Source organism: Tardiphaga sp. 285_C5_N1_2, assembly GCF_052076065.1.
In the GTDB taxonomy this organism is placed as follows: Bacteria; Pseudomonadota; Alphaproteobacteria; order Rhizobiales; family Xanthobacteraceae; genus Tardiphaga; species Tardiphaga robiniae.
On record NZ_CP197241.1, the window covers coordinates 477077 to 502433 of the forward strand.

Consider the following 25357-nt stretch of genomic DNA (forward strand, 5'->3'; position numbering starts at 1 on the left):
TTCTCCGGAAAGTGCATCGCATGATCAAGATCAACAGTGTCGGCAACAAATTGGGTCTTGCCGGTCTCGTTGGCATCTTGCTCTCGGCGGGCGTTGTCGCAAACCAGATGAGGACCGAGAGCGCGATCTCGGAGGTCAATCGTCTGGCTGATGTGCAGCAGAAAATCGCCGATAGCGCGATGGAGGCCGACGGCCAGATGCGCGCCATGCAGGTGGCCAGTCAAGGCCTGCGTATGGCCATCACGACGCCCGAGATTGACAAGAACGCGGCCGAGATCAGGGCCGCCAAGGCTGCGCAGGACCGCATCATCGATGCCGCGTCCGCCCTGGCGACCAAGCAGGAATACAAGGACAATTTCGCGAAGATCAAATCGCTGACGTCAACCTATCTCGCCGCTGCCGACGAGATCGTCGGTCTGCAGAAGAAACTGCTCGAGCTCTATCGCAACCGCAACGTCGCCGTCATCGACTGGAACCGGCATCTCGACCAGCTGCGCCTCACCACTGCCGTGACCGAGGCGACGAACTGGCCTGAAGTCGATGGACAGCTCAAGATCGCGGACAATGCCATCAACGCTGTGCAGGCAGCCGCATGGCGTTATGCGTCGATGAATGAAGTCACGCAGAAGGGCCAGATCATCACCAAGGCCAAGATCCTCACCGATGCGCTGGCCAAGGCCAGCGTGTTCGAAGACAGCGAGCTCGTGCAGAGCGGCCTGATCCAGCTCGGCACCGACATGAAGAAGTTCATGACGGCCACCGATGAAGCGATCGGCAGTAACGACCAGAAGACCGATATCGTCCGCACCAAAATCACGCCCGCCGCTGCGGCAGCATCTCAACTGGTCGCGCAATCGGTCTCGTCGGCCAAGGCTGCGGTTGGAGAGGCCCGGGCGCAGGCCGCCGAGGAAATGGCACGATCCGGCCAGGTCAATCTCGCGCTCGGCCTCGCGGTCGTGCTGGTGCTGATCTGCACCATGGTGTTCTCTTTCGTCGGCGTCGCACGGCCGATGACGCGCCTGAACGGCGCCATGGGCAAGATGGCGGCCGGCGATCTCGATGTCGTCATCCCCGGCGCCAAGCGCGGCGACGAAATCGGCGATATCGCCAAGACAGTTACGGTCATTCGTGCAAACGCCGAACGGAAGGCGCGCGATGAAGCTGCGGCGCGCCTCGACCAGGACAATCTGGCCGCGGCGTCGCGCAAGCGCGAAATGGTCGAGCTCGCCGGGACGTTCGAACGCGCCGTCGGCAATATCGTCGACAATGTCTCCTCGGCGTCGAACAGACTCGAGGAGTCCGCGGGCGCGCTGACGGCAACGGCTGAACAGGCCAAGGAGCTGACCGCTGCAGTCGTTGCTGCGTCGGACGAGGCGTCCACCAATGTGCAGGCAGTGGCGTCATCGACCGAAGAGATGTCGTCATCGGTCAACGAGATCAGCCGGCAGGTCCAGGAATCTGCGAATATCGCCAACTCCGCCGTGGCGCAGGCGCGCAAGACCAATGACCGCGTGGCGGAGCTTGCCAAGGCTGCGGCCCGGATCGGAGATGTCGTCGAGCTCATCAATACTATTGCCGGCCAGACCAACCTGCTGGCGCTCAACGCCACCATCGAAGCGGCGCGCGCCGGCGATGCGGGTCGCGGCTTTGCGGTGGTTGCGTCCGAGGTGAAGGCGCTCGCCGAACAGACCGCCAAGGCGACGGGCGACATCAGCCACCAGATCAACGGCATCCAGGCGGCGACCCAGGAATCCGTCGGCGCTATCAAGGAAATCGGTGACACTATCGGCCGCATGTCCGAGATCGCCTCGACCATCGCCTCTGCTGTCGAGCAGCAGGGCGCGGCAACCCAGGAGATCTCGCGCAATGTTCAGCAGGCAGCGCAGGGCACGATGCAGGTGACGTCGAACATCACCGATGTACAGCGTGGCGCCAGCGCGACCGGATCAGCTTCGACGCAAGTGCTGTCCGCGGCACAGTCGCTGTCCGGCGAAAGCGCGCGGCTCAAGCTCGAAGTCGGCAAGTTCCTGGACTCCGTCCGCGCCGCATAAATTCATGCTCCTCCCATGATGGGGGAAGCAGCAACGAAGACGGCGCCCGTCGCCGAAGCCAGATCAGATCCTACCTAGGAAGCCAATGATGTCGCTGCTCAATCTCCGTATCCGCGGTCGCCTCTATGGTGGTTTCGGCGCGCTGGTCCTGTTTGGTCTCGCCAGTTCGGGATTTGCCGTCTGGCAGATGACGGAAGTTGGAACGCAGGTCGACTCCCTGAATATTCTTTCGGCCAACACGATCCGGGCCTCGGAGATCGCCTCCGAACTGCACGCGATCCGCGGTGCCGTGTTGCGCTATTCGTTCGATCAGGATGAAGCGGCGCTTGCGGATGCCGACAAGCGTCTCGCCGGCGTCACCGCCAGCCTGGACACGGTGATCAAGACCAGTCGTTCGGAAGAGCGCCGCGCCGCCTACCGCACCATCGAGAAGGACGTCGCCGACGTGAAGGCGCAGCGCCAGGCGCTTGGCGAGGCCATCAAGCAGATGGTCGCCGGCCGGGAAGTGCTGCAGGAAGCCGGCGACAAGCTGTCATCTAGCCTGCGCAAGCTGGTGATCAGCACGCGCAACACCATGTATGGCCAGGGTTCGACCAAGCTCGAATCCGATACACTCATGGTGCAGATTGCGAATTGGCGCTTCTTCGTCAGCCGCGACGAGAAACATATCGAATCTTTCAAGGATCACGTCCGCATCGCGGAGCAGCAGATCGGCGAAATGGAGAAGATGCAGATGCCGCCGACGCTCAGCGCGTTGTTCGGCACCATCCGCAACAACCTGAAGAGCTACGCCGCCCAGTTCGAGAAGGCTGCCGCCAGCCTGCAGACGGCAGACGGCATCTTCAACAAGTCGATCAGCCCGACCGTCGTGAAAGCGATCGGCAAGGTCGAGACCATCAAATCCGACATCCAGCAGGTTCAGTCGCAGACCGTCGCCGCAACCAGCAACCGCATGTCGACGACGAGCATGCTGCAGCAGATCGTGGCCGGCGTCGCTACTGTGGTCGGTCTAGCGATCGCCTTCCTGATCGCGCGCGGCATTATTGGCCCTCTGTCGGGCCTGACGGCGGGTATGAAGCGGCTCGCGGACGGCGATTTCAGCGTGGTGCTGCCGGGTCTCGCACGCAAGGACGAGGTCGGCGACATGGCACGCGCAGTCGAGACCTTCAAGGTACGGGCCGAGGAGAAGGCACGCGCCGAGGCCGAAGCCAAGCTGACGCAGGACCAGCAGGCAGCGATTCAGCGCCGCCGGGACATGATCCGTCTCGCGGACGATTTCGAGGGCGCTGTCGGCAGCATCGTCGAGAACGTGTCATCGGCCTCGAGCCAGCTCGAAGAATCGGCGGGCGGACTGACTGCGACCGCCGAGCAATCTCGCCAGCTCACCGCCATGGTGGCCGCGGCCTCCGACGAAGCCTCGACCAATGTGCAGGCGGTGGCGTCATCCACCGAGGAGATGTCGTCCTCGGTCAACGAGATCAGCCGTCAGGTTCAGGAGTCGGCCAATATCGCCAACTCCGCGGTGGCACAGGCCCGCAAGACCAATGATCGCGTGGCTGAGCTTGCCAAGGCGGCCGCGCGGATCGGAGATGTTGTCGAGCTGATCAACACGATTGCCGGCCAGACCAATCTGCTGGCGCTCAATGCCACCATCGAAGCGGCGCGCGCCGGCGATGCCGGTCGCGGCTTCGCGGTTGTTGCATCGGAAGTGAAGGCGCTCGCCGAACAGACGGCCAGGGCAACCGGCGACATCAGTCACCAGATCTCCGGCATCCAGGCCGCGACCGAAGAGTCGGTCGGCGCCATCAAGGAAATCGGCGACACCATCGGCCGCATGTCGGAGATCGCGTCGACCATCGCATCTGCCGTCGAGCAGCAGGGCGCGGCGACGCAGGAGATTTCGCGCAACGTTCAACAGGCGGCGCAAGGCACGATGCAGGTGAGCTCGAACATTCTGGATGTGCAGCGCGGCGCGAGCAACACGGGTTCAGCGTCGTCGCAAGTCCTGTCCGCTGCGCAATCGCTGTCCGGCGAAAGCGCGCGGTTGAAGCGCGAAGTCGGCAAGTTTCTGGACTCCGTTCGCGCGGCATAGGACAAAACGTCACACGATCACGCGCGTTCGCCCGACGAGTAAGATACAACTAGCAAACAGCCCGGATGCGTCATCGCGTCCGGGCTGTTTGTTTTGGTGAGTCAAACGATGACACGCGCGACAAAAAGTCATTCCACTTTAAAGCGTTTGCGCGGCTGAAATTAACCCGAAGTTCTCGCAACCTAACGATGATCGGATTCGAGATTGCCTCTTGCGTTGCGGGCGCGATTCGTGACGTGCAAGGTCGGCTATCAGGTGGTTCTCCCAAGAAGGGCACGTCGCATGTCGCTATTCAATCTCCGCATCCGTGGCAGGCTGTATGGGGGCTTCGGTGCGCTCGTCTTGTTCGGGTTGGGCATGGCGGGTTTCGCCGTTTGGAAGCTCACGGAAATTCGTGACGACGTCTCGGCGATGAATGCCCAGTCCGCCAATGCGATGCGCTCGATGGAGATTTCGGCGGAACTCCAGGCGCTTCGCCGCGCGATGCTGCGCTATACGTTCGATCAGGACGAGGCGTCATTCGCTGAAGCCGAAAAGCTGCTGACTCAGGTCGGTGGTGTGCTGGAGGAGACGATCAAAGCGAGCTCGGAGGAGCGTCGCGGGGTCTATCGCGAAGTCGAAAAGACGATCAACGATTTGAAGAGCAAGCGAGTCGATCTCGGTAACACCGTCAAGGAGATGCTCGCCAGCCGCAAGGCGCTGCTTGCTGAGGGTGAAAAGCTTCAGGCCGACTTGAAGAAGCTCGTGCTCGCGACGCGTAGCTCGCCATTCGCACAAGGGGCGACCACCCTGCAATCCGAAACTCTGTTGGTTCAGATGGCGAACTGGCGGTTCTTTGCAGGTCGCGACCAGGACAATGTGACGTTGTTTGCCAACAGCGTGAAGAACGCGCAGCAACAGATCACCGAGATGGAAAAATTTGATATGGCGCCGAGTCTTTCAGCGCTGTTCGAATCGATCAAGAAAGGCTTGGTCAGTTATTCCAGCGGGTTCGATAAGGCGTCGGCCAATCTGCTGAAGATGGATCAGCTCTATTACAATACGATCACGCCGATGGTGGTCAGCGCCATCCGCAAGACTGACGGCATCAAGGCCGCGATCCAGCAGGAGGTCGTGAGCGCGACGACAGCCAATGAGCAGCGCATTTCCGGCACGATCACGCTGCAGCAGATCGTGGCGGCTGCGGCGACCATCACAGGTCTGTTGATTGCGTTCCTGATCGCGGGCGGCATCATCCGTCCGCTGTCCGGCTTGACAGCCGGCATGAAGCAACTCGCCGAGGGCAATTTTGGTGTGGTGCTGCCGGGGCTCGGCCGTAAGGACGAGGTCGGCGACATGGCGCAGGCTGTTGAGACCTTCAAGGTCAAGGCGGAGGACAAAGCCCGGGCGGAAGCCGAGGCACGGATCACGCAGGATCAGGCGGCGGCCTTGCAACGCAAGCAGGACATGATCCGGCTCGCCGACGATTTCGAAGGTACGGTTGGTGAAATCGTCGAGGCGGTGTCGTCCGCGTCGACCGAATTGGAAGCCTCGGCCAGCACGCTGACGTCGACGGCAGATCGGTCGCAGCAGCTCACCACGGTCGTCGCGACGGCGTCGGAAGAAGCCTCCACCAACGTGCAGTCGGTGGCGTCCGCCACTGAGGAAATGGCGTCGTCCATCACCGAGATCGGCCGTCAGGTCCAGGAATCCGCGCGTATTGCCAATGAGGCCGTGGACCAGGCTCAGAAGACCAATGATCGCGTCGGCGAACTGTCGAAAGCTGCCGGCCGCATTGGCGCGGTGGTCGAGCTGATCAACACCATTGCGGGGCAGACCAACCTGCTGGCGCTCAATGCCACCATCGAGGCGGCACGTGCCGGCGATGCCGGCCGCGGCTTCGCAGTGGTCGCGTCCGAGGTGAAGGCGCTCGCCGAGCAGACCGCCAAGGCCACCGGCGAGATCAGCCAGCAGATCGCGAGCATCCAGACTGCGACCGATGATTCCGTCTCGGCGATCCGCGAGATCGGCACGACCATCGGCAAGATGTCGGAGATCGCGTCCACGATCGCTTCGGCTGTCGAAGAGCAGGGCGCGGCGACGCAGGAGATTTCCCGTAACGTGCAGCAGGCTGCGCAGGGTACGATGCAGGTCTCGTCCAACATCATCGACGTGCAGCGCGGCGCGAGCGAGACCGGCGGTGCGTCGTCTCAGGTGCTGTCCGCAGCGCAGTCGCTCTCGTCAGACAGCAGCCGTCTGAAGACTGAAGTCAGTCGCTTCCTGAACTCGGTCCGCGCGGCCTGAGTTCTCCAACATCGCAATTCACTGGCTTGAGTAACGGTGCGTTCTCCGCGCATTGCCATTCAAGTTGCTGCATCCTCCGAGAGAATTCAGGGCCTCGAAATATCCCGTGCAGGGCATCGCATGATGAGGTTGCAATTTTAGATCGTTAATTCAGAACCTCTGATGCCTGAATTCGAACTCCATCACTGTTTGAAAGGTCCGAATTGCTCGACGACCATTGCGGTACCGGCTCAATTTGAGTGATTGCATCATCGGCGCGTTAACGTTTGTGTCAGAAGCGCGGTGGTAGGTTCCTGCCCATGAGCAGGTGATTTGATCGATCATCGAACGTATCGCCCGCTCATATGAGCCGATGACGCTTCTCGTTCAGGATCGGCTCACGCCAAGCCTCGCGTGCCCGTCGGATTGCCGCCGGGCTGCGCCAAAAATGACAACCGCTTAGCATTCGACCATTTCACGCGACGCCGGACTCCGTCCGGCGAAGGACGACCCGACTCATTTTTCTGCCGCTTCATTCCAGGAACTGTCATGGCCTTCATCCAGAATCTGCGTATCGGCACGAAGCTCGCGATTGCGTCCGGGCTCGGCATCATTCTCCTCGGTGTCATGATCTATATGCAGACGATGGGAAGCGCAGGCGTTCGCCAGTCATATCAGACGGCCGGCGTCTATCAGGGCATTGCGCAGAACGCTGCCGAGGCCAAGGCCTCGTTTCGCGGCATGCAGATCGGCGTGCGTGACTTCCTCGGGGCAACGAAAGTGGCCGATGTCCAGAAGGCCGCCGACTATTTCACGGCGCGTACTACCGCCGGCCTTAAATTTTCGGCTCAGATGCTCAAGCTTGCGACCGCACCGGACGAGCGCGAACGCATCGGAAAATTCCTCGACATGATGACGACCCTCGGTAAGGGCGGCGACAAGATCGGTGTAATCCGCACAGATATCTTGAATCTGCAGGCCACGCGCAGCGAAGCTGGCGAATTGTCTGCGGATGCCTCCACGCGCATCACTGCACTGGGTGCGGAGATCGTGAAGCTCCGCACCGACGTGCTGCTACCCATGAGTGCAGAACTCGACAAGCTGGCCGATACGATCGTCAATCTGGCTAAGGAGAAGGTCGAGCAGCAGACGAATGCTGCGGCGAACGAGGCCGCTGCGACCGAGCGAGACTCGCTGATTCTCGGTGGTGTGGTCGCCCTGATGCTGATCGGGACCTGCGTGTTCTCGGTGTTCACCATCGGGCGTCCGATGCGCGCGCTGAGCCGTTCGATGGAAGAACTCGCCGAGGGTAATTTCGGTGTGGTGTTGCCGGGCCTGGGCCGCAAGGACGAGATCGGCGACGTCGCTGGCGCCGTGGAGAAGTTCAAGGTCAAGGCGCAGGAGCGCGCCCGCGCCGAAGCCGACGCTCAAAAGCAGCAAGAGCAGATCGCCGCCGAGCAGCGCAAGCGCGAGATGATCACGCTGGCAAACGATTTTGAGAGCGCAGTCGGCGAGATCGTCGAAACAGTGTCGTCGGCATCGACCGAACTCGAAGCGTCGGCGGGCACGCTGACGTCGTCTGCCGAGCGTTCGCAGCATTTGACCACCATGGTGGCAGCCGCTTCGGAAGAGGCCTCGACGAACGTACAATCCGTGGCATCGGCGACCGAGGAAATGGCGTCATCGGTGAACGAGATCAGCCGCCAGGTTCAGGAATCTGCGCGCATTGCCAGCGAGGCCGTGCAGCAGGCCCAGAAGACCAACGACCGTGTCGGCGAGCTATCCAAGGCGGCCAGCCGTATCGGCGACGTGGTCGAGCTGATCAATAGCATCGCGGGGCAGACCAACCTTCTGGCGCTCAATGCGACCATCGAAGCCGCCCGCGCCGGTGAAGCGGGCCGCGGCTTCGCCGTGGTGGCGGCCGAGGTGAAGACGCTCGCAGAGCAGACCGCCAAGGCGACCGGCGAGATCAGCACGCAGATCGGCAGCATCCAGTCCGCCACGGACGAATCGGTCAGTGCCATCCGCGAGATCGGCGTCACCATCGGCCGGATGTCGGAAATTTCGTCCACGATTGCTTCGGCCGTCGAAGAGCAGGGTGCCGCCACCCAGGAGATTTCCCGCAACGTGCAGCAAGCCGCGCATGGCACCCAGCAGGTCTCGTCCAACATTACGGATGTGCAGCGCGGCGCCAGCGAGACCGGATCGGCCTCGTCGCAGGTTCTTTCGGCAGCACAGTCGCTGTCGTCGGACGGCGCGCGGCTAAAGGTCGAAGTCGCGCGGTTCCTCAACTCTGTTCGCGCGGCCTAGGCCATGCGGGATCAGAACTGATCATTCTATTGAGCGATAACAGGACGTCCAGCCATGCTCTCGAACACCTCTATCAAAGCCAAGATCACCATCGTTATCGCTTTTCTGTTAATCGCAATGACGGGGATGGGGGCGCTTGCCGTCAGCAAGATGCAGACAATTAACGCCAATGCGTCGGACATCCAGAAGAACTGGCTTCCAAGCGTCCGTGTTCTCGGCGGGTTACGGGCGACGACCATCGATTATCGCAATCTGGTGCGCGCACACATCCTCGCAGCCAATGCTGAACAGATGCAGAAGACCGAGGCTGGTATCGACACCATCGTCAAGCGGGCCACCGATGAGCGGACTGCCTATGACAAGTTGGTATCGAGCCCCGAAGAGCGCGCAATCTTCAACGATTGGAGCAAGGAGTGGGACAACTACGTATCACGCAGTCAGGAAGTCTTCGCACTCGACCGCAAGAATCTCGGCAAAGGCAGTCAGGAAGCCCATGAGCTCAATCTGAATGTGATCAATCCGCTGGGATCCAAAGCCGATTTTGCCCTACGCAAGGCCATCGAATTCAACGACAAGGGCGCGGCGGCATCGGGACAGAAGGCCGATGACAGCTATGGTTCGGCGCTGATGACGGTCATCGCGATCATTGCAGCGACGGCGGTCATCGGCATCGGTGTCGGCATTTATCTGGTCAAGGACGTGTCGTCGGGTATCGCTTCGATCGTGCAACCGATGCAGGCGCTGAGCGCCGGCGATCTCACGGCGCATGTGGCGCATCAGGGCGAAAAGACCGAGATCGGCGCGATGGCCGACACGCTTCAGGTGTTCAAGCAGGCGCTGATCGACAAACGCGCGGCAGATGAAGCTGCCTCTGCCGACGCCGAAGCCAAGATCGAGCGTGGTCGCCGCGTTGACAACATCACCCGCGAATTCGAATCGATGATTGGCGAGATCGTGGAGACCGTATCGTCGGCATCGACCGAACTCGAGGCCTCCGCAAGCACGCTGACCGCGACGGCTGAACGTTCCCAGGACCTGGCCACCACAGTGGCGGCAGCGTCCGAAGAAGCTTCCACCAACGTCCAGTCGGTGGCATCGGCCACTGAAGAAATGGCCTCGTCGGTCAACGAGATCAGCCGACAGGTGCAGGAGTCGGCGAGCATCGCCAATCAGGCGGTTGACCAGGCGCGGCGTACCAATGATCGCGTCAGTGAACTCGCCAGCGCTGCGTCGCGCATCGGGGACGTCGTCGAGCTCATCAACAATATCGCCGGCCAGACAAACCTGCTGGCGCTCAACGCAACCATCGAGGCGGCGCGTGCCGGTGAAGCGGGCCGGGGCTTCGCGGTCGTGGCTTCCGAAGTAAAGGCATTGGCCGAGCAGACCGCCAAGGCGACCGGCGAGATCTCGACGCAGATTTCCGGTATCCAGGCGGCGACGCAGGAATCGGTCGGCGCCATCAAGGAAATCGGCGACACCATCGGCCGGATGTCCGAGATTGCCTCGACCATCGCATCGGCGGTGGAAGAGCAGGGTGCCGCGACGCAGGAGATTTCGCGTAACGTCCAGCAGGCGGCACAGGGTACCATGCAGGTCTCGTCGAACATCGCCGACGTGCAGCGTGGAGCGTCCGAGACCGGCTCTGCTTCGTCGCAGGTGCTTTCGGCCGCGCGGTCGCTGTCATCGGACAGCACACGTCTCAAGAACGAAGTGGGCAAGTTCTTGAACTCGGTGCGCGCTGCCTGACGAGCTTGAACACAAGTGTACAGCGCAAAAAGCCGGCGCGTGAGCGTCGGCTTTCCTGCGCGATAGTGTTGTTATGCGCGTGCGCTACGTTCACTCAAGAAGCCATGCACAAGAAGCAGTCATGATGCACCGCTCCTTAACTTTATCCGGACAATCTCGATCACGAGATCGTTGAAAGCTATCGACGCTCGGCCGGCAGCTCCAATGCATGCCGCGTCTTCAAACCCAGAAAATGCCATTCGTGCAGTTGCGCGCCAACGGTCAAAAACCGAGGGACCATCACCTATGTTTGCCAGCCTGTCCATCCGCACCAAGATCACTCTTGTCGTCTCGTTCCTGCTGCTCGCCATGTCTGCGATGGGCGTACTGGCCATCAAGCAGATGTACACCATCAACGGAGCGACGTCCGATATCGTCACAAGCTGGCTGCCGAGCGTGCGTTCTTTGGGTGAAGTCCGCGCTGCAACGATCAGCTATCGCTCTGTGGTTCGCGGACATCTGCTTGCAACGGATGCCGCAGATACGAAGGTCCAGGACGACACATTGGTGCGTTACGCCGAGATGCTCGACAAGGCGCGCAAGACGTATGAGCCGATGATTTCGTCGCCAGAGGAACGCGCGATGTATAGCGAATTCAGCAAGCTCTGGAGCGAATACATAGCGGCGTTGCAGCCGGTTCTTGCGTTGTCGCGCAAGAACGCTCGTGATGAAGCGCGAGATATGAACGTGAAGGTCAACCAGATTGGTTTCAAGGCGGACGAAGCCCTGCAGAAGGATGTCGAGCTCAACAACAAGGGAGCTTTGGCGGCTGGAGAACTGGCGACGGACAGCTTTGGGGTCGCCATCAAGATGGTGATCGGTTCGCTCTTGTTTGCGGTTGTTGTCGGCATCGGTGCGGCTATCCTGCTGGTGCGCGATGTCTTCGCCGGCATTACATCGATCGTGCTGCCGATGCAGGCGCTTGGCACGGGTGACCTGACTGCAAATGTTCCGCATCAGGGCGAGAAGACCGAAATCGGTACGATGGCGGATTCGCTTCAGGTGTTCAAACAGGCGCTGATCGACAAGCGCGCGGCGGATGAAGCCGCAGCGGCCGATGCAGAAGCCAAGATCGAGCGTGGCCGCCGCGTCGACAGCATCACCCGCAACTTCGAATCGATGATCGGCGAGATCGTCGAGACGGTGTCGTCGGCATCGACCGAACTGGAAGCCTCGGCAGGTACGCTGACCGCGACGGCGGAACGTTCGCAGGAATTGACCACGACGGTTGCCGCAGCCTCCGAAGAAGCATCTACCAATGTTCAGTCAGTGGCATCGGCAACCGAGGAAATGGCCTCGTCGGTCAACGAGATCAGCCGTCAGGTTCAGGAGTCGGCTGCAATCGCAGGGCAGGCGGTGGATCAGGCACGCAAGACCAATGATCGCGTCGGCGAGCTCGCCAGCGCTGCAGCGCGCATCGGCGATGTGGTCGAACTGATCAACAACATCGCAGGTCAGACAAACCTGTTGGCGCTCAACGCCACCATCGAAGCGGCGCGCGCCGGCGAAGCCGGTCGCGGCTTCGCCGTCGTCGCCTCCGAGGTGAAGGCACTCGCTGAGCAGACTGCCAAGGCCACTGGCGAGATCTCGACGCAGATCTCCGGTATCCAGGCGGCGACCCAGGAATCGGTCGGCGCCATCAAGGAGATTGGCGACACCATCGGCCGCATGTCCGAGATTGCTTCGACCATCGCTTCCGCGGTGGAAGAGCAGGGTGCCGCGACGCAGGAGATTTCCCGCAACGTTCAGCAGGCGGCACAGGGCACGATGCAGGTCTCGTCGAACATCGTTGATGTGCAGCGTGGTGCAACAGAGACTGGATCTGCCTCGACCCAGGTTCTCGCTGCGGCGCAATCACTGTCCTCGGACAGCACGCGACTGAAGGACGAAGTCAGCAAGTTCCTCAACGCCGTGCGCGCGGCCTGATCATGGCTTGTAAGGTGGGCGAGGGCGCTTTTGCGCGGTGCCCACCGCAGCGCGTTCGATGATGGTGGTGGGCACGCTGCGCTTTTGCCCGCCCTGCGGATGTCGAGCGTTCTATCTCGTACTCGCCGACACTAGTCCCGCGATGTCCATATAGGTGCGCACCAGCGGGGCGACGAAACGATGCGCCGATGTCTTGGACACCAGCGTATCGTGCAGGATCAGATGATCGATGCCGGTATTGATGAAACACGCCATGGCGTCGCGCGGAGCCTCGACGATCGGTTCGCCCTTCACGTTGAATGACGTGTTGAGCAGCACCGGTACGCCGGTGAGCGCATCGAATTCCTTCAGCAGCCGATAGAGCACAGGATTGGTGTCTTCCGTGACGGTCTGGATGCGCGCCGTTCCATCGATGTGCACAATGGCCGGAATCTTCTCGCGCCATTCGGGGCGCACCGGGGCGGCGATCAGCATAAACGGCGAATCCTGATCGCCTTCGAAAATCTCTCTGGCGCGCTCGGCGAGCACAATCGGCGCGAACGGACGGAACGGCTGACGGTGCTTCACGCGTGAATTGAGGATGTCCTTCATCTCCGGCCGGCGCGGATCGGCGATGATGCTGCGATTGCCGAGCGCGCGGGGGCCGTATTCCGAGCGACCCTGAAACCAGCCGATCACTTTCTGGTCGGCGAGCAGCTTGGCCGTATCGCGGCAGATATTGTCGCTGCGCACCGTGCTGGTCTGCGCCTTGACCAGCGTGCGCTGTGTTGCTGCCTCGATGTCGCGATCGGTATAGTTCCTGCCGGTGTAGGAATGCGTCATCACATAAGAGCGCGGCTGCTTCTGTACCTCCAGCAGGCCGTAATAGGCGCAGCCGATCGCGATGCCGTTGTCGCCGGCGGCGGGCTGGATCCAGACATTCTCGAAGCCGGCTTCGCGGGCGATGCGGCCATTGGCGACGCAGTTCAGCGCGACGCCGCCGGCGATGCAGAGGTTCTTTGCACCGGTCGTTTCGCGCAGCCAGCGCGCGCGGGCGAGCAGCACCTTCTCGGTGTCGTCCTGCACGCGCCAGGCGAGATCCTCCCAGTGCCGCATGGACGGATGGGTGTCCCACTTGCCGTCGCTGTCGGCGATATAGGGCTGGTTATATTCGGGGGTCCAGCGCGGCACGCTGAGCACGTTGTCGGTGATGTCCATCAGCGGCTTGACCTGGTCGCGGCGGCCATAGGGCGCGAGCCCCATCAGTTCACCGCATTTGTTCCAGTCGCCGAACACATAGGTCGAGGCCCGGCTATAAAGCGCCCCGAGGCCTGGCATGTTGTAGAATTCGTCGCTGAGGAAGCCGCGGTCCGGCTCCATCCAGACTTTCTTCAGACAATCGAGCTGCGTGCCCTTGAACGCGTAATAGCTCTCGGATTCCCGGGCGAGCTTTGAACCCGGCTCGCTGTCCGGATAGGCCTCCATGACGTCGGAGCGATAGCTGCCGACGCCGTCGACAATCATGATTGCTCCCTCCTCGAAGGGGCAGACGGCGAATGCGCTATAGGCGTGCGCCAGATGATGCGAGATCGTTTTGACCTTGCCGGTGCGCGCCCGAAACAGCGGGTAGACGCTGGCGTCCTGCCGTTCATATTCGGGCAGGAAGCCCGGCATGTCCTGATAGATCAGGCGGTCTTCCATCTCCGGAACCGGCAGGATGTAGCAATTGCTCACCACCAGGTCGACGTCGTCCAGCGTGATGCCTTCGGCGTCGAGGACGTAGTCGATCACTTCCTTGTAGAACCCCGTCGCGTGCTTCTCGCGGGTAATCCGCTCCTTCTCGATCGCATAGGCCAGCGTGCCGTTGCGCAGCAGGCAGGCGCTGACGTCGTGATCGTAGGTGTTGAGACCGAGGATGTAGCTGGGTTTGGGCATGAATCAGCTTCTGACAATTCGCGGAAAGGGACGAATGATGGGATCGAGCTGCTAACGCAGACGCGGCGGGTGGGACTGACCGCATATTCGCAGTTGCGAGGCGGAGCGATCAGCATAGTGCGAGGCAATATGAAGAGAAGATGAACGCAGGAGGTCAAAAGCGAGGTGACGCGTGAAGGTGCGCATTCGTTCGTAGTGACAGCGTTGCCGGCAACTTGACCGCCGTTCGGGCTTGACCCTATTGTAAAGTTGTTCGTGCGTGCACGCCTTGTGATGGCCATATTACTATTCTGGTTTCAGCACCTGTGTGAATCAAGAATTGCTCACTGAACGATTCGAGGCCGGAAGCATTCTAAAGCCGTGCTTCTGCAGAATGGGAGTTCCTAAGAATGGCTCAAACCAAAACGACGCGCCATAATATCGTGACCCGCTGCCTAGCAGCGATGGCGCTTGTGTCTGTCTACTGTGTTGGTCTGATCGGCGCGTCGGCGGTGTTGCTCACCACGAGCAGCACCTCGGCCGAGGCCCGTGGCGGTGGTCGCGGTCGTGGCGGCGGCGGTTGGGGCCGTGGACGCGGTGGCGGCTTCTATCGTGGCGGCGGTCGTGGCTATGGTCGCGGCTATGGCTTCTACGGTGGACCGCGCTTCGTGGCGCCGGGCTGCTATTTCAGCCGTCGCTGGGGCCGAGTGGTCTGCCCGTACTAAGTCATAGGCGCTACGGCGCTGAATGAACGAGATGGAGAGGCGCGCCGGGTAACCGGGGCGCCTTTTGCTTTCCAGGCTCGCCTTTCTCCAGGAAACGGGCCTCTCCTCCGAGAATGATTTGTCGAAAGCTACCCTCCTTGCACAATGCTGAGGTCGCTTTTGGCATGCCATCTTGTGTTTTCTCATCCAAATTCCAATGTCGGCATGGCAAGCTTGCGCGCCCGCGCATGGCAATTCGGTCCTCCCACCCTGGAACCTTCATGAGTGCCCTGTTCTCTCCCTTCAAGCTGCGCGACCTCACGCTGCCAAACCGCATCGTCATTGCGCCGATGTGCCAGTATTCTGCCGAAGATGGCCGGGCGACCGACTGGCACATGATCCATCTCGGCAATATGGCCCTGTCGGGCGCCGCAATGCTGGTGATCGAAGCGACCGCCGTGGAAGCCATCGGCCGCATCACACCCGGCGATCTCGGCCTCTATAATGACGCGACCGAAGCCGCGTTGAAGCCTGTGCTGGCGGCGATACGCAAACATTCGAACATTGCCGTTGGCATGCAGATCGCCCATGCAGGCCGAAAGGCGTCGAGTCACGCCCCATGGGATGGCGGCCAGCAGGTCCCGCTCGACAAAGGCGGTTGGGTCGCCCACGCCCCGTCCGCCATTCCGCAGAAGTCCGGCGAATTGCCACCGCAGGAGATCGATGCCGCGGGCCTCGCGCGCATCCGCGACGCGTTCGTGGCCACGGCGAAACGCGCCGAGCGGCTCGGCATCGATGCGCTCGAGATCCACGCGGCGCACGGCTATCTGCTGCACGAATTCCTGTCGCCGATCTCCAACCAGCGCACGGACAATTATGGTGGTTCGCTGGAAAATCGCATGCGCTTTCCGCTCGAAGTATTCGACGCTGTGCGCGCAGCGTTTCCGGCCCACAAGCCGGTTGGCGTCCGGGTCTCGGCGTCGGACTGGGTCGAGGGCGGTTGGGATGTCGAGCAGACCATTGTGTTCGCGCAAGAGCTCAAGAAACGCGGCGTTGACTGGATGGATGTTTCGTCCGGCGGTGTCTCGCCGCAGCAGAAGATCGCGCTCGGGCCGGGTTATCAGGTGCCGTTCGCTGAAGCCGTGAAAGCGGCGACGGGACTGCCGACGATTGCGGTGGGGTTGATCACCGAAGCGCAACAGGCTGAAGACATCGTGGCCTCCGGCAAAGCCGATCTGGTCGCCATCGCACGTGGCATTCTCTACGATCCGCGCTGGCCGTGGCACGCGGCGGCGCAGCTTGGCGGTCAGGTACAGGCGCCGCCGCAATACTGGCGCTCGCAGCCATCGACGCAAAAGGCGCTGTTCGGCGATACGACATTCGGCGGCCGCTAAACCACTTCAAGGCGCCTGACTTTCAACACCCACACATTGTCCCGCAAGCCGGGTGCGATGTGTGGGTGTTTGTCTTTGCTCCGCGTCCACTCCGCGAATGGCAGCCCTGCGGCGCCATCGTGTTTACATGACAGAATGTCGCACCTACACAGCGCAAAATTCTGCGCCGTAAAATAATCGTGGCATCCGGCGCTGCCCGCCTGTCGAGAGGAGCCCCGCCATGGCCCGCCATTTTCTATGGCTTCTGCTGATCCCCTTCGTCGGTCTGCTCTGGGTCCCGTTCTACAACTTTCATGATCCGGTGCTGTTCGGCTTTCCGTTCTTCTACTGGTACCAGCTCGCGTGGGTGCCGATGACCGCCTTTCTGACCTGGCTCGCTTACCGGACCTACCCCAATGAAGACTGAGCTCGATATTCCCGCCGTTGCGGTCTTTCTGTTCTTTTTCGCGCTCGTCACCGTGATGGGCTTCGTCGCCTCGAAGTGGCGCCGCCCGAAAACGCTGGCCAGTCTCGACGAATGGGGCCTTGGTGGCCGCCAGTTCGGCACCTGGATCACCTGGTTTCTGGTCGGCGGCGATTTCTATACCGCCTATACGGTGATCGCCGTGCCGGCACTGGTCTATTCGGTGGGTGCTTATGGCTTTTTCGCGCTGCCTTACACCATCCTGGTCTATCCCATCGTGTTCATGGTGATGCCGAGGCTGTGGCAGGTCGCCAAGGACAACGGCTATGTCACTGCCGCCGACGTTGTGCATGGTCGCTATGGTTCGCGCATGCTGGAAGCAGCAGTCGCCATCACCGGTGTCGTCGCCACCATGCCCTATATCGCGCTGCAGCTAATCGGTATGGCCACCGCGGTGAAGGCGCTTGGTTTCGAAGGCGAACTTCCGCTGATCGCGGCCTTTGTCGTGCTGGCGCTCTATACCTATTCGTCGGGCCTGCGCGCGCCGGCATTGATCGCCTTCGTCAAGGACATCATGATCTACATCGCCGTTATCGCGGCAGTGTCAGTGATCCCCGGCAAGCTCGGCGGCTATGCCGCAGTGTTCGACGCCGCCGATCAGGCATTCAAGGCCAAGGGCTCGGGCAGTATCCTGCTGCAGCCCAGCCAGTATGTCGCCTACGCCACGCTGGCACTTGGTTCGGCGCTCGCGGCCTTCATGTATCCGCATACGCTGACCGGTATCTTCGCCAGCAAGAGCGCCACGACCATCCGCAAGAACGCCGTACTGTTACCGGCCTATACACTGATGCTCGGCCTGCTGGCGCTGCTCGGCTATATGGGTCACGCTGCCAAGTTGAAGCTCGCCAGCAATAATGACGTGGTACCGGCGCTGTTCCAGACGCTGTTTCCGAGCTGGTTCGCAGGCTTCGCTTTTGCGGCGATTGCCATCGGCGCGCTGGTCCCGGCAGCGGTGATGAGCATTGGTGCTGCCAATCTCTTTACCCGCAATTTCTGGAAGGCCTACGTCAATCCGCAGGTCGATTCAGCGGGCGAAGCCGCGGTGGCAAAGATCGCGTCGCTGGTGGTGAAGGTCGGTGCGCTGCTGGTGATCATCTATCTGCCGACGCAGTTCGCGCTCGACCTGCAGCTTCTCGGAGGCCTGTGGATCCTGCAGACGCTGCCGGCCTTGATCTTCGGCCTGTTCACCCGCTGGTTCACCGCGCCGGCGTTGCTGACCGGATGGGTGGTCGGCCTGTTCGGGGGCACATATCTGGCCTGGACGGATGGTCTCAAGCCGCTGCACATGCTGTCGATCGGCAGCTTCCAGGCGACGGTCTATGTCGGTCTGATTGCCCTCGTCGCGAATATCGTGGTGGCAATGCTGGTCAATCTCGTGGTGCCGAAGCCGGTGGCAACGGCCGAGGCGGCGAGCACGTAAGGGCCCCCCGTAAAGCCCGCGCGCGCATTGTTTCCGGCGCGCGCTGGCTTTATTGTCCGCGCGAATGCCCGCCATCCCTGTGCGGGACCGCCGGATGGAGCTTGCCTGAGTGACTGAATCGATGCGCATCGGCACGCGCAAAAGCACCATGGCGCTGGCCCAGACCGAAGAGATCGCGCGCCGGCTTGCGGTTGTCGCGCCGGAACTGGCCGTCGAGATCGTGAAATTCGAGCCGGTCGGCGACCGTGACCAGACCAGCAATCTCCTGAAGCATGGCGGCAAGGGCGGCGCTTTCGTCGGCGAAATTCGCGCGGCCGTGCTCAAGGGTACGCTGCATGCGGCGATGCATTCGCTGAAGGACATGCCCGGCAATGAAGACACGCCGGGTCTCGTGATCGGCGCCACGCTGGTGCGCGATCCGCCGACCGATGCACTGGTGCTGCGCGAAGGCGTTAGCCTCGACGATCTCAAGCGCACGCATGGCAAAGGCTTCAAGATCGGCACCAATGCCGTACGCCGTGCCGCCTATATCCGCCGCCTGTTTCCCGAGATTGAGGTGATCCATTTCCGCGGGGCTGCCGATACGCGCGTGCGCAAACTCGACAATGGCGAGATGCAGCGGCTGCCTGATGGCGACGAGATCGGCCCCGCCGACGCGCTGATCATGGCGCGTTCAGGCCTCGAGCGTGTTGGATTGGCGAGCCGCATCGCACGTGATTTCACGCCGCAGGAAATGTTGCCGGCCGTGGGGCAGGGCATCGTCGCAGTCGAATGCGCGGCGCATGATTGGGCTTCGCGGCGTCATCTGTCACTGATCGACGACCCTGCGGCACATCTGTCCTGCGATGCCGAGCGCGAGGTGCTTTGGGTGCTGAACGGCCACTGCAATTCGCCGATCGCCGGCTATTCGGTGATCTCGGGGCACGAGATGTCGCTGACCGCATCGGTGCTGGATGAAGCCGGCGGGCAGTTCATTGAGGTAACGCGCATCGGGCCGGCGGATCGTCCGCGCGAACTGGGGCGGGCCGTCGGGCTGGAGCTGCTCGACAAGGGCGCCGGCGCGCTGATCGAGGCCAATCGGCCGGAGCACTAGGCCGTTCGATACGACACTTTGCCCTCTCCAAGTTATGCCCGGGCTTGACCCGGGCATCCATCTTTTGATGTACGACAGTGAAGTTGGATAGCCGGGTCAGGCCCGGCCATGACGGAGTGTGTGGCGACTAGCTCTCCGCCATCCCCACCGACCACAGTGCAAACGCATAGACGATCGCGATTTCATCCAGTCGGTTGAACCGCCCGGAGGCGCCGCCGTGGCCGGCGCCCATGTTGGTGCGTAACAGCACCGGGCCTCCACCCGTCATCGTCGTGCGCAGCCGTGCGATCCATTTCGCCGGCTCCCAATAGGTGACGCGTGGATCGGTGAGGCCACCCATCGCCAGAATCTTCGGATAGGCTTTCGCCGCGACCTGGTCATAGGGCGAGTAGGACAGGATGGTCTTGAAGTCGGCTTCGCTCTCGATCGGGTTGCCCCATTCGGGCCATTCCGGCGGCGTCAGCGGCAGCGTGTCGTCGAGCATGGTGTTGAGCACGTCGACGAATGGTACTTCGGCGACAATCCCCGAGAACAGTTCGCCGGAGCGATTGGCGACCGCGCCCATCAGCATGCCGCCGGCGCTGCCGCCATGGCCGACGATGTTTTTCTCGGATGTATATTTCGCTGATATCAGCGCACGCGCAGCGGCCGCGAAATCATCGAATGAGTTCGTCTTCTTGTCGCGCTTGCCGTCGAGATACCAGCCCCAGCCCTTGTCGGCGCCGCCGCGGATATGCGCGATGGCATAGACGAAACCGCGATCGACCAGCGACAGCCGGTTGGCGGAGAACGACGCAGGCATCGCCATGCCGTAGGAACCATAGCCATAGAGCAGCAGCGGAGCCTTGCCGTCCCGTGCCAGGTCCTTGCGATGCAGGATCGACACCGGGACTTCGGCGCCGTCATGGGCTTTGGCCATGATGCGCGTGGTGACGTAGTCAGCGGGGTTGTGGCCGGACGGGATCTCCTGACGCTTCCGCAAGGTGCGTTCGCGCGTCGCCATGTCGTAGTCATAGACTTCCGACGGCGTCGTCATCGACGAATAGGCAAACCTCAGCGTGGTCGTATCGAATTCGTAGCCGCCCATCGTATCGAGTGAGTAGGCGGCCTCGTCGAAGGCGATGGCGTGCTCGTCCTTGGTGGTGAGATCGCGAATCACGATCGACGGCAGCGCGTTGGCACGCTCCAGACGGACCAGATGATTGGCCGTGAGCTCCATGTCGAGGACATAGATGCCCTCGCGATAGGGGATCAGGTCGGTCCAGTTGGCGCGCGCGGGCGAAGCCAGCGGTGCGGTGACGATCTTGAAGTCGATGGCGCCATCGGCATTGGTCAGGATGAACAGCTCGTCGCCGCGATCGGCCAGCGAATACTGCACGCCATCTTCGCGTTTCGCCACGAGGCGCGGCGGCGCGTCTGGCGTGTTGAGATCAATCAATTGCTGCTCGGAGGTCTCATGATCGCCGCCGGCGATGACGCAGAAGCGGCCGCTGGCGCTTTCATGGATGTGGGTGAACCAGCCGGAATCCTGCTCCTCGAAGATCAGCCTGTCGTCGGCCTGTTTGGTGCCGAGCTTGTGCAGCCAGACCTGCATCGGACGATGATTGTCGTCGAGCTTCACATAGAAGAAGGACTTGCAATCGAGCGTCCACACCACGCCGCCATCGGTCTCCTCGACCACGTCGTCGAGATCGTTGCCGGTGGCCCAGTCACGCACGCGAATGGTGAAATATTCCGAGCCCTTGACGTCGGCACTCCAGGCTTCCAGCGCATGATCGGGTGAATGGCGGGCGCCGCCGAACTTGAAATATTTGTGGTCGGCGGCAAGCCTGTCGCCATCGAGAATGATGGTGGCCTCGCCGCCATCCCGCGGCATGCGGCCGAATAATTCATGCTGGCCGCCCTCGCGGAATTTCCGCAAATAAGCATAAGGGCCATCCGGCGACGGGACGCTGGAATCGTCTTCCTTGATGCGGCCGCGCATTTCCGCAACCAACTTGGTCTGCAGCGCCGCCGTGCCGCCGAGCAGGCTCTCGGTATAGGCGTTCTCGGCCTCCAGATAGGTGCGGATCTCCGGCTCCAGCACGCTGGGGTCGCGCAGCACCTCCTGCCATTTGGCATCCTTCAGCCAGGCATAGTCATCGGTCACGGTGATGCCGTGGGTCGTGAAGGAATGCGGATGACGCGGCGCAACCGGCGCGGGCATGGAGGATGTCTGCTTTGTCATGAACGCTCTTTTCGCGGAAGCCTGATCGGATATGATCGCGGAACACGCACGCATCGGCGCCTGCCCCGCATATTGGATATTCCATGGATATAGAGATTATCGACCGCCTTGCCATCCGCGATCTCATTGAAAACTGGGTGGTCTGGCGCGACGCCGGCGACTGGGACCGCTTCCGCACCGTCTGGTTCGACGATGGTCGCATGGTGGCCACCTGGACCCAGGGCACGGCCGACGAGTTCATCGCCATGAGCAAGGCTGGCTGGGCCAAGGGCGTCTCGATCATGCATTTCCTCGGCGCGCAGTCGATCGATCTCGCAGGCACCCGCGCAATTTCGCAGACCAAGATGGCCATCGCCCAGCGCGCGCTGGTGCACGGCGTCAATGTCGACGTGATGCTGACCGGGCGGTTCTACGACTTTCTCGAAAAGCGCGATGGCAAATGGGGCATGGTGCTGCGCCAGCCGATTTATGAAAAGGACCGCATGGATCCCGTCGTGCCCGGCGCGCCGCTGAAGCTCGATGCGGATTTGCTCGCGAGCTTCCCCGAGGGCTATCGCCATCTCGCTTATCTGCAGAGCCAAATCGGTTATCAGATCAAGCCTGATATGCCCGGCCTGCGCGGCGACGCGGTGGAGGCGCTTTATGCCAGCGGCAAGAAGTGGCTGAACGGCGAAAAGCTGGATCGGTAGCCGCCTTACCCTCAGCCGTCATTGCGAGGAGCCTCTTGGCGACGAAGCAATCCAGTCTTTCCTTGTCGCTCTCTGGATTGCTTCGTCGCTTCGCTCCTCGCAATGACGTGGATAGTTGATAAAGAACAAAAAAGACTGGGAGAAACAACATGCCCGACTTCATCACCCTCGATGCACTGGTCCGTAACACCGCCGCATCCAAGCCGACCAAGATCGCCGTGATCGATGCTGATCGCCAGATCGACTACGCCGCATTCGACGCACTGATCGATCGTATCGCTGCATCATTGCAGGCCAGTGGCCTCAAGCCGCGCGACGCGATCTCCATCTGTGCGCTGTCGTCGATCGAATATGCAGCGGTGTTTCTTGGTGCGTTGCGCGTCGGTGTGGCGGTGGCGCCGCTGGCGCCGTCATCGACACCCACGGATTTCGCCGCGATGGTGAAGGATGCGGCCGCAAAAATTCTGTTCATGGACGACGCGACGGCCGCCTCCTTCGCGGAGGCTACGATCGATCCCTCCATCCAGCGCGTCGCGCTCGACGGCGGCAAGGCCGGCAAGCCGTTTGTGCAATGGCTAGCGCCGGAAGGTGCGACGCCAGCGCCGGTGACGATTGATCCGGAATGGGTCTTCAATATCATCTATTCCTCGGGCACGACCGGTACGCCGAAGGGCATCATCCACACCTATTGGATGCGCTGGCGGCAATATGGCCAGCTCGATCCGCTCGGCTACGGGCCGGATGCGGTCACCGTGCTGTCGACGCCGCTCTATTCCAACACCACGCTGGTCTGTTTCAATCCGACACTCGCCGGTGGCGGCACCTTGGTGCTGATGAAGAAGTTTGATGCGCGCGGCTTCCTTGAACTCAGCGCCAGACATCGGGCGACCCATGCGATGCTGGTGCCGGTGCAGTATCGCCGCATTATGGCGGTGCCGGATTTCGACAGTTTCGATCTGAAGTCCTTCGTGATGAAATTCTCGACCTCGGCGCCATTCGGCGGCGCGCTGAAGGCCGACGTGTTGAAACGCTGGCCTGGCGGGCTGACCGAATATTACGGGATGACCGAAGGCGGCGGCACCTGCGTGTTGCTGGCGCATGAACATCCGACCAAGTTGCACACCGTCGGCCAGCCAGCGCCAGATCATGAGATCCGCCTGATTGACGAGGACGGCAATTTCGTTGCCCAAGGCGAAATTGGCGAAGTGGTCGGGCATTCGCCCGTCATCATGCAGGGCTATCTCAACCAGCCCGGCAAGACCGCCGAGACGTTCTGGCACGACGCTTCCGGAAAGCGCTATGTCCGCACCGGCGATGTCGGGCGTTTTGACGAAGACGGCTTTCTGCAGCTGATGGACCGCAAGAAGGACATGATTATTTCCGGCGGTTTCAACATCTATCCGAGCGATCTCGAAGCCGTGCTGACGAAACACGACGACGTGCTCGAAGCCGCCGTTGTGGCCATGCCGTCGGAAGAGTGGGGTGAGACACCGGTCGCCTTCGTGGTGATGAAGGCGGGTGCCTCGGTCGATGCGCCGGGACTGAAGGCTTGGACGAATGAGCGTGTCGGCAAGTTCCAGCGACTCAACGATGTCGTGCTGGTCGATGTGTTGCCGCGCAGCGCCATCGGCAAGGTGCTGAAGCGCGAGTTGCGAGACCGCAAGCTGGCGGCGGATTTGTCGGCGTAGCGCGCCGCTTTCCCTCCCTCAAGCGCGGCGTAGCCGCGCGCAGTGGGGAGGGTGGCGCATCGAGAGCGAAGCGATCGATGTGACGGGTGGGGTGCAACAAGCGTAGCTCTGTATGTGGCGCGACCCCCACCTGACCGGCCTGGCGGCCGGCCACCCTCCCCACGCAAGAGCGGGGGAGGGACTCCGCGGCCACTGCACTTGACTACCAATAATCTTCAATAATGCGGCGGAGGTTCATTCCGCGGCGCACCGCTGTTGCTTTCGGCCTCCTGCAGCCGCTCGCCGAGCGTGGCAACCTGCCGCGTCAGCATGTCGATCTGTTTCCACTGGGCGGTGATCGTCGTATTCAGCGTCTCGATCGTGTCGTCCTGATAGGCGACGCGAGTTTCGAGTGCGTCGATACGTTCGCGTAAGCCTGTCAGGTCTTTTGCGGTCTCACTCATCGGATGCGCTCTCCCGCAGCATCGCAAAATCTTCCGAATTGATCGGCAAGTCAGGCTTGATCGACTGGCTTTCGACGAGGCCATGACCGAGCGCGACGCGCTGGTCGAACACGAAGCATTCGCCGCGCCAGCGGCTCTCGGCCTCAGGGATCTCCTCGAGATATTTCAGGATGCCGCCCTTGAGATGATAGACGTCGGCGAAGCCGCGCGAGAGCAGATACGAACTCGCCTTCTCGCAGCGGATGCCGCCGGTGCAGAACATCGCGATTTTGGTGTGCTTGGCGGGATCCAGCGTACGCGCGACGAAATCCTTGAACTGGCCGAAGCTTGCGATCTCCGGATCAACTGCGCCCTCGAACGTGCCCATCGCCACTTCGAACGCGTTGCGCGTATCGAGCACCAGCGTGTTCTCGTCGGCGATGAGATCGTTCCAGTCGGCGGCGTCCACATAGGCGCCAACCGTCTTGGTCGGATCCGTCTGGGGATCGCCGAGGGTGACGATCTCCTTTTTCAGCCGCACCTTCATGTGCAGGAACGGCATCAGGCTGGCGCGGGAGAATTTCAGCTCCAGATGGTTCAGTCGGCCGCTGAACATCACGCCGGTCTCAAGTTCGTGCACCAGCGTATCGATGGCGGCGTCTGTCCCGGCCACGGTGCCGTTGATGCCCTCCTCGGCCAGCAGGATCGAGCCTTTGATGCCGAGATTGACGCAGAGTGCGCGCAGCGGCTCGCGCAATTGCCGGAAATCCGGCAGCGCGGCGAATTGATAGAGGGCGGCGACCTTGAACATGGCGGGGGTTTACCAGCCGGACCCGCGAGGGGGAAGTCCGGGAACTGGCCGAAATATCGTTGCCATCAGGGCTTTGGGCCGGATGCTCCCCTGCGCAGGTATTGACCTATGTCATACCCGGCGAAAC

The 25357-nt window shown here is 61.7% G+C and carries 17 protein-coding genes; 13 read left to right on the plus strand and 4 right to left on the minus strand.

The features are described 5' to 3' along the window. Nucleotides 1-20: 20 nt before the first annotated feature. The 6 genes from AB7951_RS02245 to AB7951_RS02270 all read left to right on the plus strand — a co-directional run bounded on the left by AB7951_RS02245 (nucleotide 21) and on the right by AB7951_RS02270 (nucleotide 12426). The gene (locus AB7951_RS02245) at nucleotides 21-2051 is read left to right on the plus strand and encodes a methyl-accepting chemotaxis protein (protein ID WP_120287179.1); all 2031 of its coding nucleotides are present in this window, start codon (nucleotides 21-23) and stop codon (nucleotides 2049-2051) included. Between the two features lie 88 nt (nucleotides 2052-2139). After that, on the plus strand, nucleotides 2140-4143 hold the full coding sequence (locus AB7951_RS02250) for a HAMP domain-containing methyl-accepting chemotaxis protein (RefSeq protein WP_089266236.1): 2004 nt from the start codon (nucleotides 2140-2142) through the stop codon (nucleotides 4141-4143). A 282-nt stretch (nucleotides 4144-4425) separates the two neighbouring features. After that, the gene (locus AB7951_RS02255) at nucleotides 4426-6426 is read left to right on the plus strand and encodes a methyl-accepting chemotaxis protein (protein ID WP_120287178.1); all 2001 of its coding nucleotides are present in this window, start codon (nucleotides 4426-4428) and stop codon (nucleotides 6424-6426) included. A 528-nt stretch (nucleotides 6427-6954) separates the two neighbouring features. Then, the gene (locus AB7951_RS02260; protein WP_120287177.1) at nucleotides 6955-8715 is read left to right on the plus strand and encodes a HAMP domain-containing methyl-accepting chemotaxis protein; all 1761 of its coding nucleotides are present in this window, start codon (nucleotides 6955-6957) and stop codon (nucleotides 8713-8715) included. Between the two features lie 54 nt (nucleotides 8716-8769). Next, on the plus strand, nucleotides 8770-10461 hold the full coding sequence (locus AB7951_RS02265; protein ID WP_120287176.1) for a methyl-accepting chemotaxis protein: 1692 nt from the start codon (nucleotides 8770-8772) through the stop codon (nucleotides 10459-10461). Nucleotides 10462-10746: 285 nt separating this feature from the next. Continuing rightward, nucleotides 10747-12426, plus strand: coding sequence for a methyl-accepting chemotaxis protein (locus AB7951_RS02270; protein ID WP_120287175.1), 1680 nt, complete (start codon nucleotides 10747-10749; stop codon nucleotides 12424-12426). Nucleotides 12427-12537: 111 nt separating this feature from the next. On the opposite strand, the gene AB7951_RS02275 is transcribed toward AB7951_RS02270, so the two are convergent. Continuing rightward, nucleotides 12538-14340, minus strand: a complete 1803-nt coding sequence (locus AB7951_RS02275) for a carbamoyltransferase C-terminal domain-containing protein (protein WP_120287174.1) — start codon at nucleotides 14338-14340, stop codon at nucleotides 12538-12540. A gap of 389 nt (nucleotides 14341-14729) precedes the next feature. Here AB7951_RS02275 and AB7951_RS02280 point away from each other — a divergent pair, with 389 nt between their 5' ends. The 5 genes from AB7951_RS02280 to hemC all read left to right on the plus strand — a co-directional run bounded on the left by AB7951_RS02280 (nucleotide 14730) and on the right by hemC (nucleotide 19393). Then, nucleotides 14730-15044 carry a hypothetical protein gene (locus AB7951_RS02280; RefSeq protein ID WP_120287173.1) on the plus strand — a complete coding sequence of 105 codons (315 nt, stop codon included), beginning with the start codon at nucleotides 14730-14732 and terminating at the stop codon, nucleotides 15042-15044. Nucleotides 15045-15304: 260 nt separating this feature from the next. Next, nucleotides 15305-16417, plus strand: coding sequence for an NADH:flavin oxidoreductase/NADH oxidase (locus AB7951_RS02285; protein ID WP_120287172.1), 1113 nt, complete (start codon nucleotides 15305-15307; stop codon nucleotides 16415-16417). Nucleotides 16418-16637: 220 nt separating this feature from the next. After that, a complete protein-coding gene (locus AB7951_RS02290) occupies nucleotides 16638-16823 on the plus strand; it encodes a DUF3311 domain-containing protein (RefSeq protein ID WP_092145849.1) in 186 nt (61 codons plus the stop codon). Continuing rightward, nucleotides 16813-18300, plus strand: coding sequence for a monocarboxylate uptake permease MctP (gene mctP / locus AB7951_RS02295; RefSeq protein WP_120287171.1), 1488 nt, complete (start codon nucleotides 16813-16815; stop codon nucleotides 18298-18300). The genes AB7951_RS02290 and mctP overlap by 11 nt, the downstream gene beginning before the upstream one ends. A 109-nt stretch (nucleotides 18301-18409) precedes the next feature. After that, on the plus strand, nucleotides 18410-19393 hold the full coding sequence (hemC, locus tag AB7951_RS02300) for a hydroxymethylbilane synthase (RefSeq protein WP_199711965.1): 984 nt from the start codon (nucleotides 18410-18412) through the stop codon (nucleotides 19391-19393). A gap of 127 nt (nucleotides 19394-19520) precedes the next feature. Here the strand turns inward: hemC and AB7951_RS02305 are convergent, their stop codons facing one another. After that, a complete protein-coding gene (locus AB7951_RS02305) occupies nucleotides 19521-21620 on the minus strand; it encodes a S9 family peptidase (protein ID WP_120287170.1) in 2100 nt (699 codons plus the stop codon). Nucleotides 21621-21703: 83 nt separating this feature from the next. Here AB7951_RS02305 and AB7951_RS02310 point away from each other — a divergent pair, with 83 nt between their 5' ends. Next, complete coding sequence (locus AB7951_RS02310) at nucleotides 21704-22309, plus strand: nuclear transport factor 2 family protein (RefSeq protein ID WP_120287169.1); 606 nt, start codon at nucleotides 21704-21706, stop codon at nucleotides 22307-22309. 149 nt (nucleotides 22310-22458) lie between these two features. Then, nucleotides 22459-23997: a class I adenylate-forming enzyme family protein gene (locus AB7951_RS02315; protein WP_120287168.1), complete on the plus strand. Its 1539-nt coding sequence runs from the start codon at nucleotides 22459-22461 to the stop codon at nucleotides 23995-23997. A gap of 215 nt (nucleotides 23998-24212) precedes the next feature. On the opposite strand, the gene AB7951_RS02320 is transcribed toward AB7951_RS02315, so the two are convergent. Together AB7951_RS02320 and trhO are read right to left on the minus strand one after the other, a co-directional pair. Beyond that, nucleotides 24213-24440 carry a SlyX family protein gene (locus AB7951_RS02320; protein WP_089265841.1) on the minus strand — a complete coding sequence of 76 codons (228 nt, stop codon included), beginning with the start codon at nucleotides 24438-24440 and terminating at the stop codon, nucleotides 24213-24215. Then, nucleotides 24433-25230, minus strand: a complete 798-nt coding sequence (gene trhO / locus AB7951_RS02325; RefSeq protein WP_089265842.1) for an oxygen-dependent tRNA uridine(34) hydroxylase TrhO — start codon at nucleotides 25228-25230, stop codon at nucleotides 24433-24435. Before trhO ends, AB7951_RS02320 begins: the two co-directional genes overlap by 8 nt. Between the last annotated feature and the right edge of the window lie 127 nt (nucleotides 25231-25357).

What these genes read in the sequence shown, in the direction of transcription:
- AB7951_RS02245 (WP_120287179.1), top strand. Translation starts at nt 21, where the DNA reads ATGATCAAGATCAACAGTGTCGGCAACAAATTGGGTCTTGCCGGTCTC.
- AB7951_RS02250 (WP_089266236.1), top strand. Translation starts at nt 2,140, where the DNA reads ATGTCGCTGCTCAATCTCCGTATCCGCGGTCGCCTCTATGGTGGTTTC.
- AB7951_RS02255 (WP_120287178.1), top strand. Translation starts at nt 4,426, where the DNA reads ATGTCGCTATTCAATCTCCGCATCCGTGGCAGGCTGTATGGGGGCTTC.
- AB7951_RS02260 (WP_120287177.1), top strand. Translation starts at nt 6,955, where the DNA reads ATGGCCTTCATCCAGAATCTGCGTATCGGCACGAAGCTCGCGATTGCG.
- AB7951_RS02265 (WP_120287176.1), top strand. Translation starts at nt 8,770, where the DNA reads ATGCTCTCGAACACCTCTATCAAAGCCAAGATCACCATCGTTATCGCT.
- AB7951_RS02270 (WP_120287175.1), top strand. Translation starts at nt 10,747, where the DNA reads ATGTTTGCCAGCCTGTCCATCCGCACCAAGATCACTCTTGTCGTCTCG.
- AB7951_RS02275 (WP_120287174.1), bottom strand. Translation starts at nt 14,340, where the DNA reads ATGCCCAAACCCAGCTACATCCTCGGTCTCAACACCTACGATCACGAC.
- AB7951_RS02280 (WP_120287173.1), top strand. Translation starts at nt 14,730, where the DNA reads ATGGCTCAAACCAAAACGACGCGCCATAATATCGTGACCCGCTGCCTA.
- AB7951_RS02285 (WP_120287172.1), top strand. Translation starts at nt 15,305, where the DNA reads ATGAGTGCCCTGTTCTCTCCCTTCAAGCTGCGCGACCTCACGCTGCCA.
- AB7951_RS02290 (WP_092145849.1), top strand. Translation starts at nt 16,638, where the DNA reads ATGGCCCGCCATTTTCTATGGCTTCTGCTGATCCCCTTCGTCGGTCTG.
- mctP (WP_120287171.1), top strand. Translation starts at nt 16,813, where the DNA reads ATGAAGACTGAGCTCGATATTCCCGCCGTTGCGGTCTTTCTGTTCTTT.
- AB7951_RS02305 (WP_120287170.1), bottom strand. Translation starts at nt 21,620, where the DNA reads ATGACAAAGCAGACATCCTCCATGCCCGCGCCGGTTGCGCCGCGTCAT.
- AB7951_RS02310 (WP_120287169.1), top strand. Translation starts at nt 21,704, where the DNA reads ATGGATATAGAGATTATCGACCGCCTTGCCATCCGCGATCTCATTGAA.
- AB7951_RS02315 (WP_120287168.1), top strand. Translation starts at nt 22,459, where the DNA reads ATGCCCGACTTCATCACCCTCGATGCACTGGTCCGTAACACCGCCGCA.
- AB7951_RS02320 (WP_089265841.1), bottom strand. Translation starts at nt 24,440, where the DNA reads ATGAGTGAGACCGCAAAAGACCTGACAGGCTTACGCGAACGTATCGAC.
- trhO (WP_089265842.1), bottom strand. Translation starts at nt 25,230, where the DNA reads ATGTTCAAGGTCGCCGCCCTCTATCAATTCGCCGCGCTGCCGGATTTC.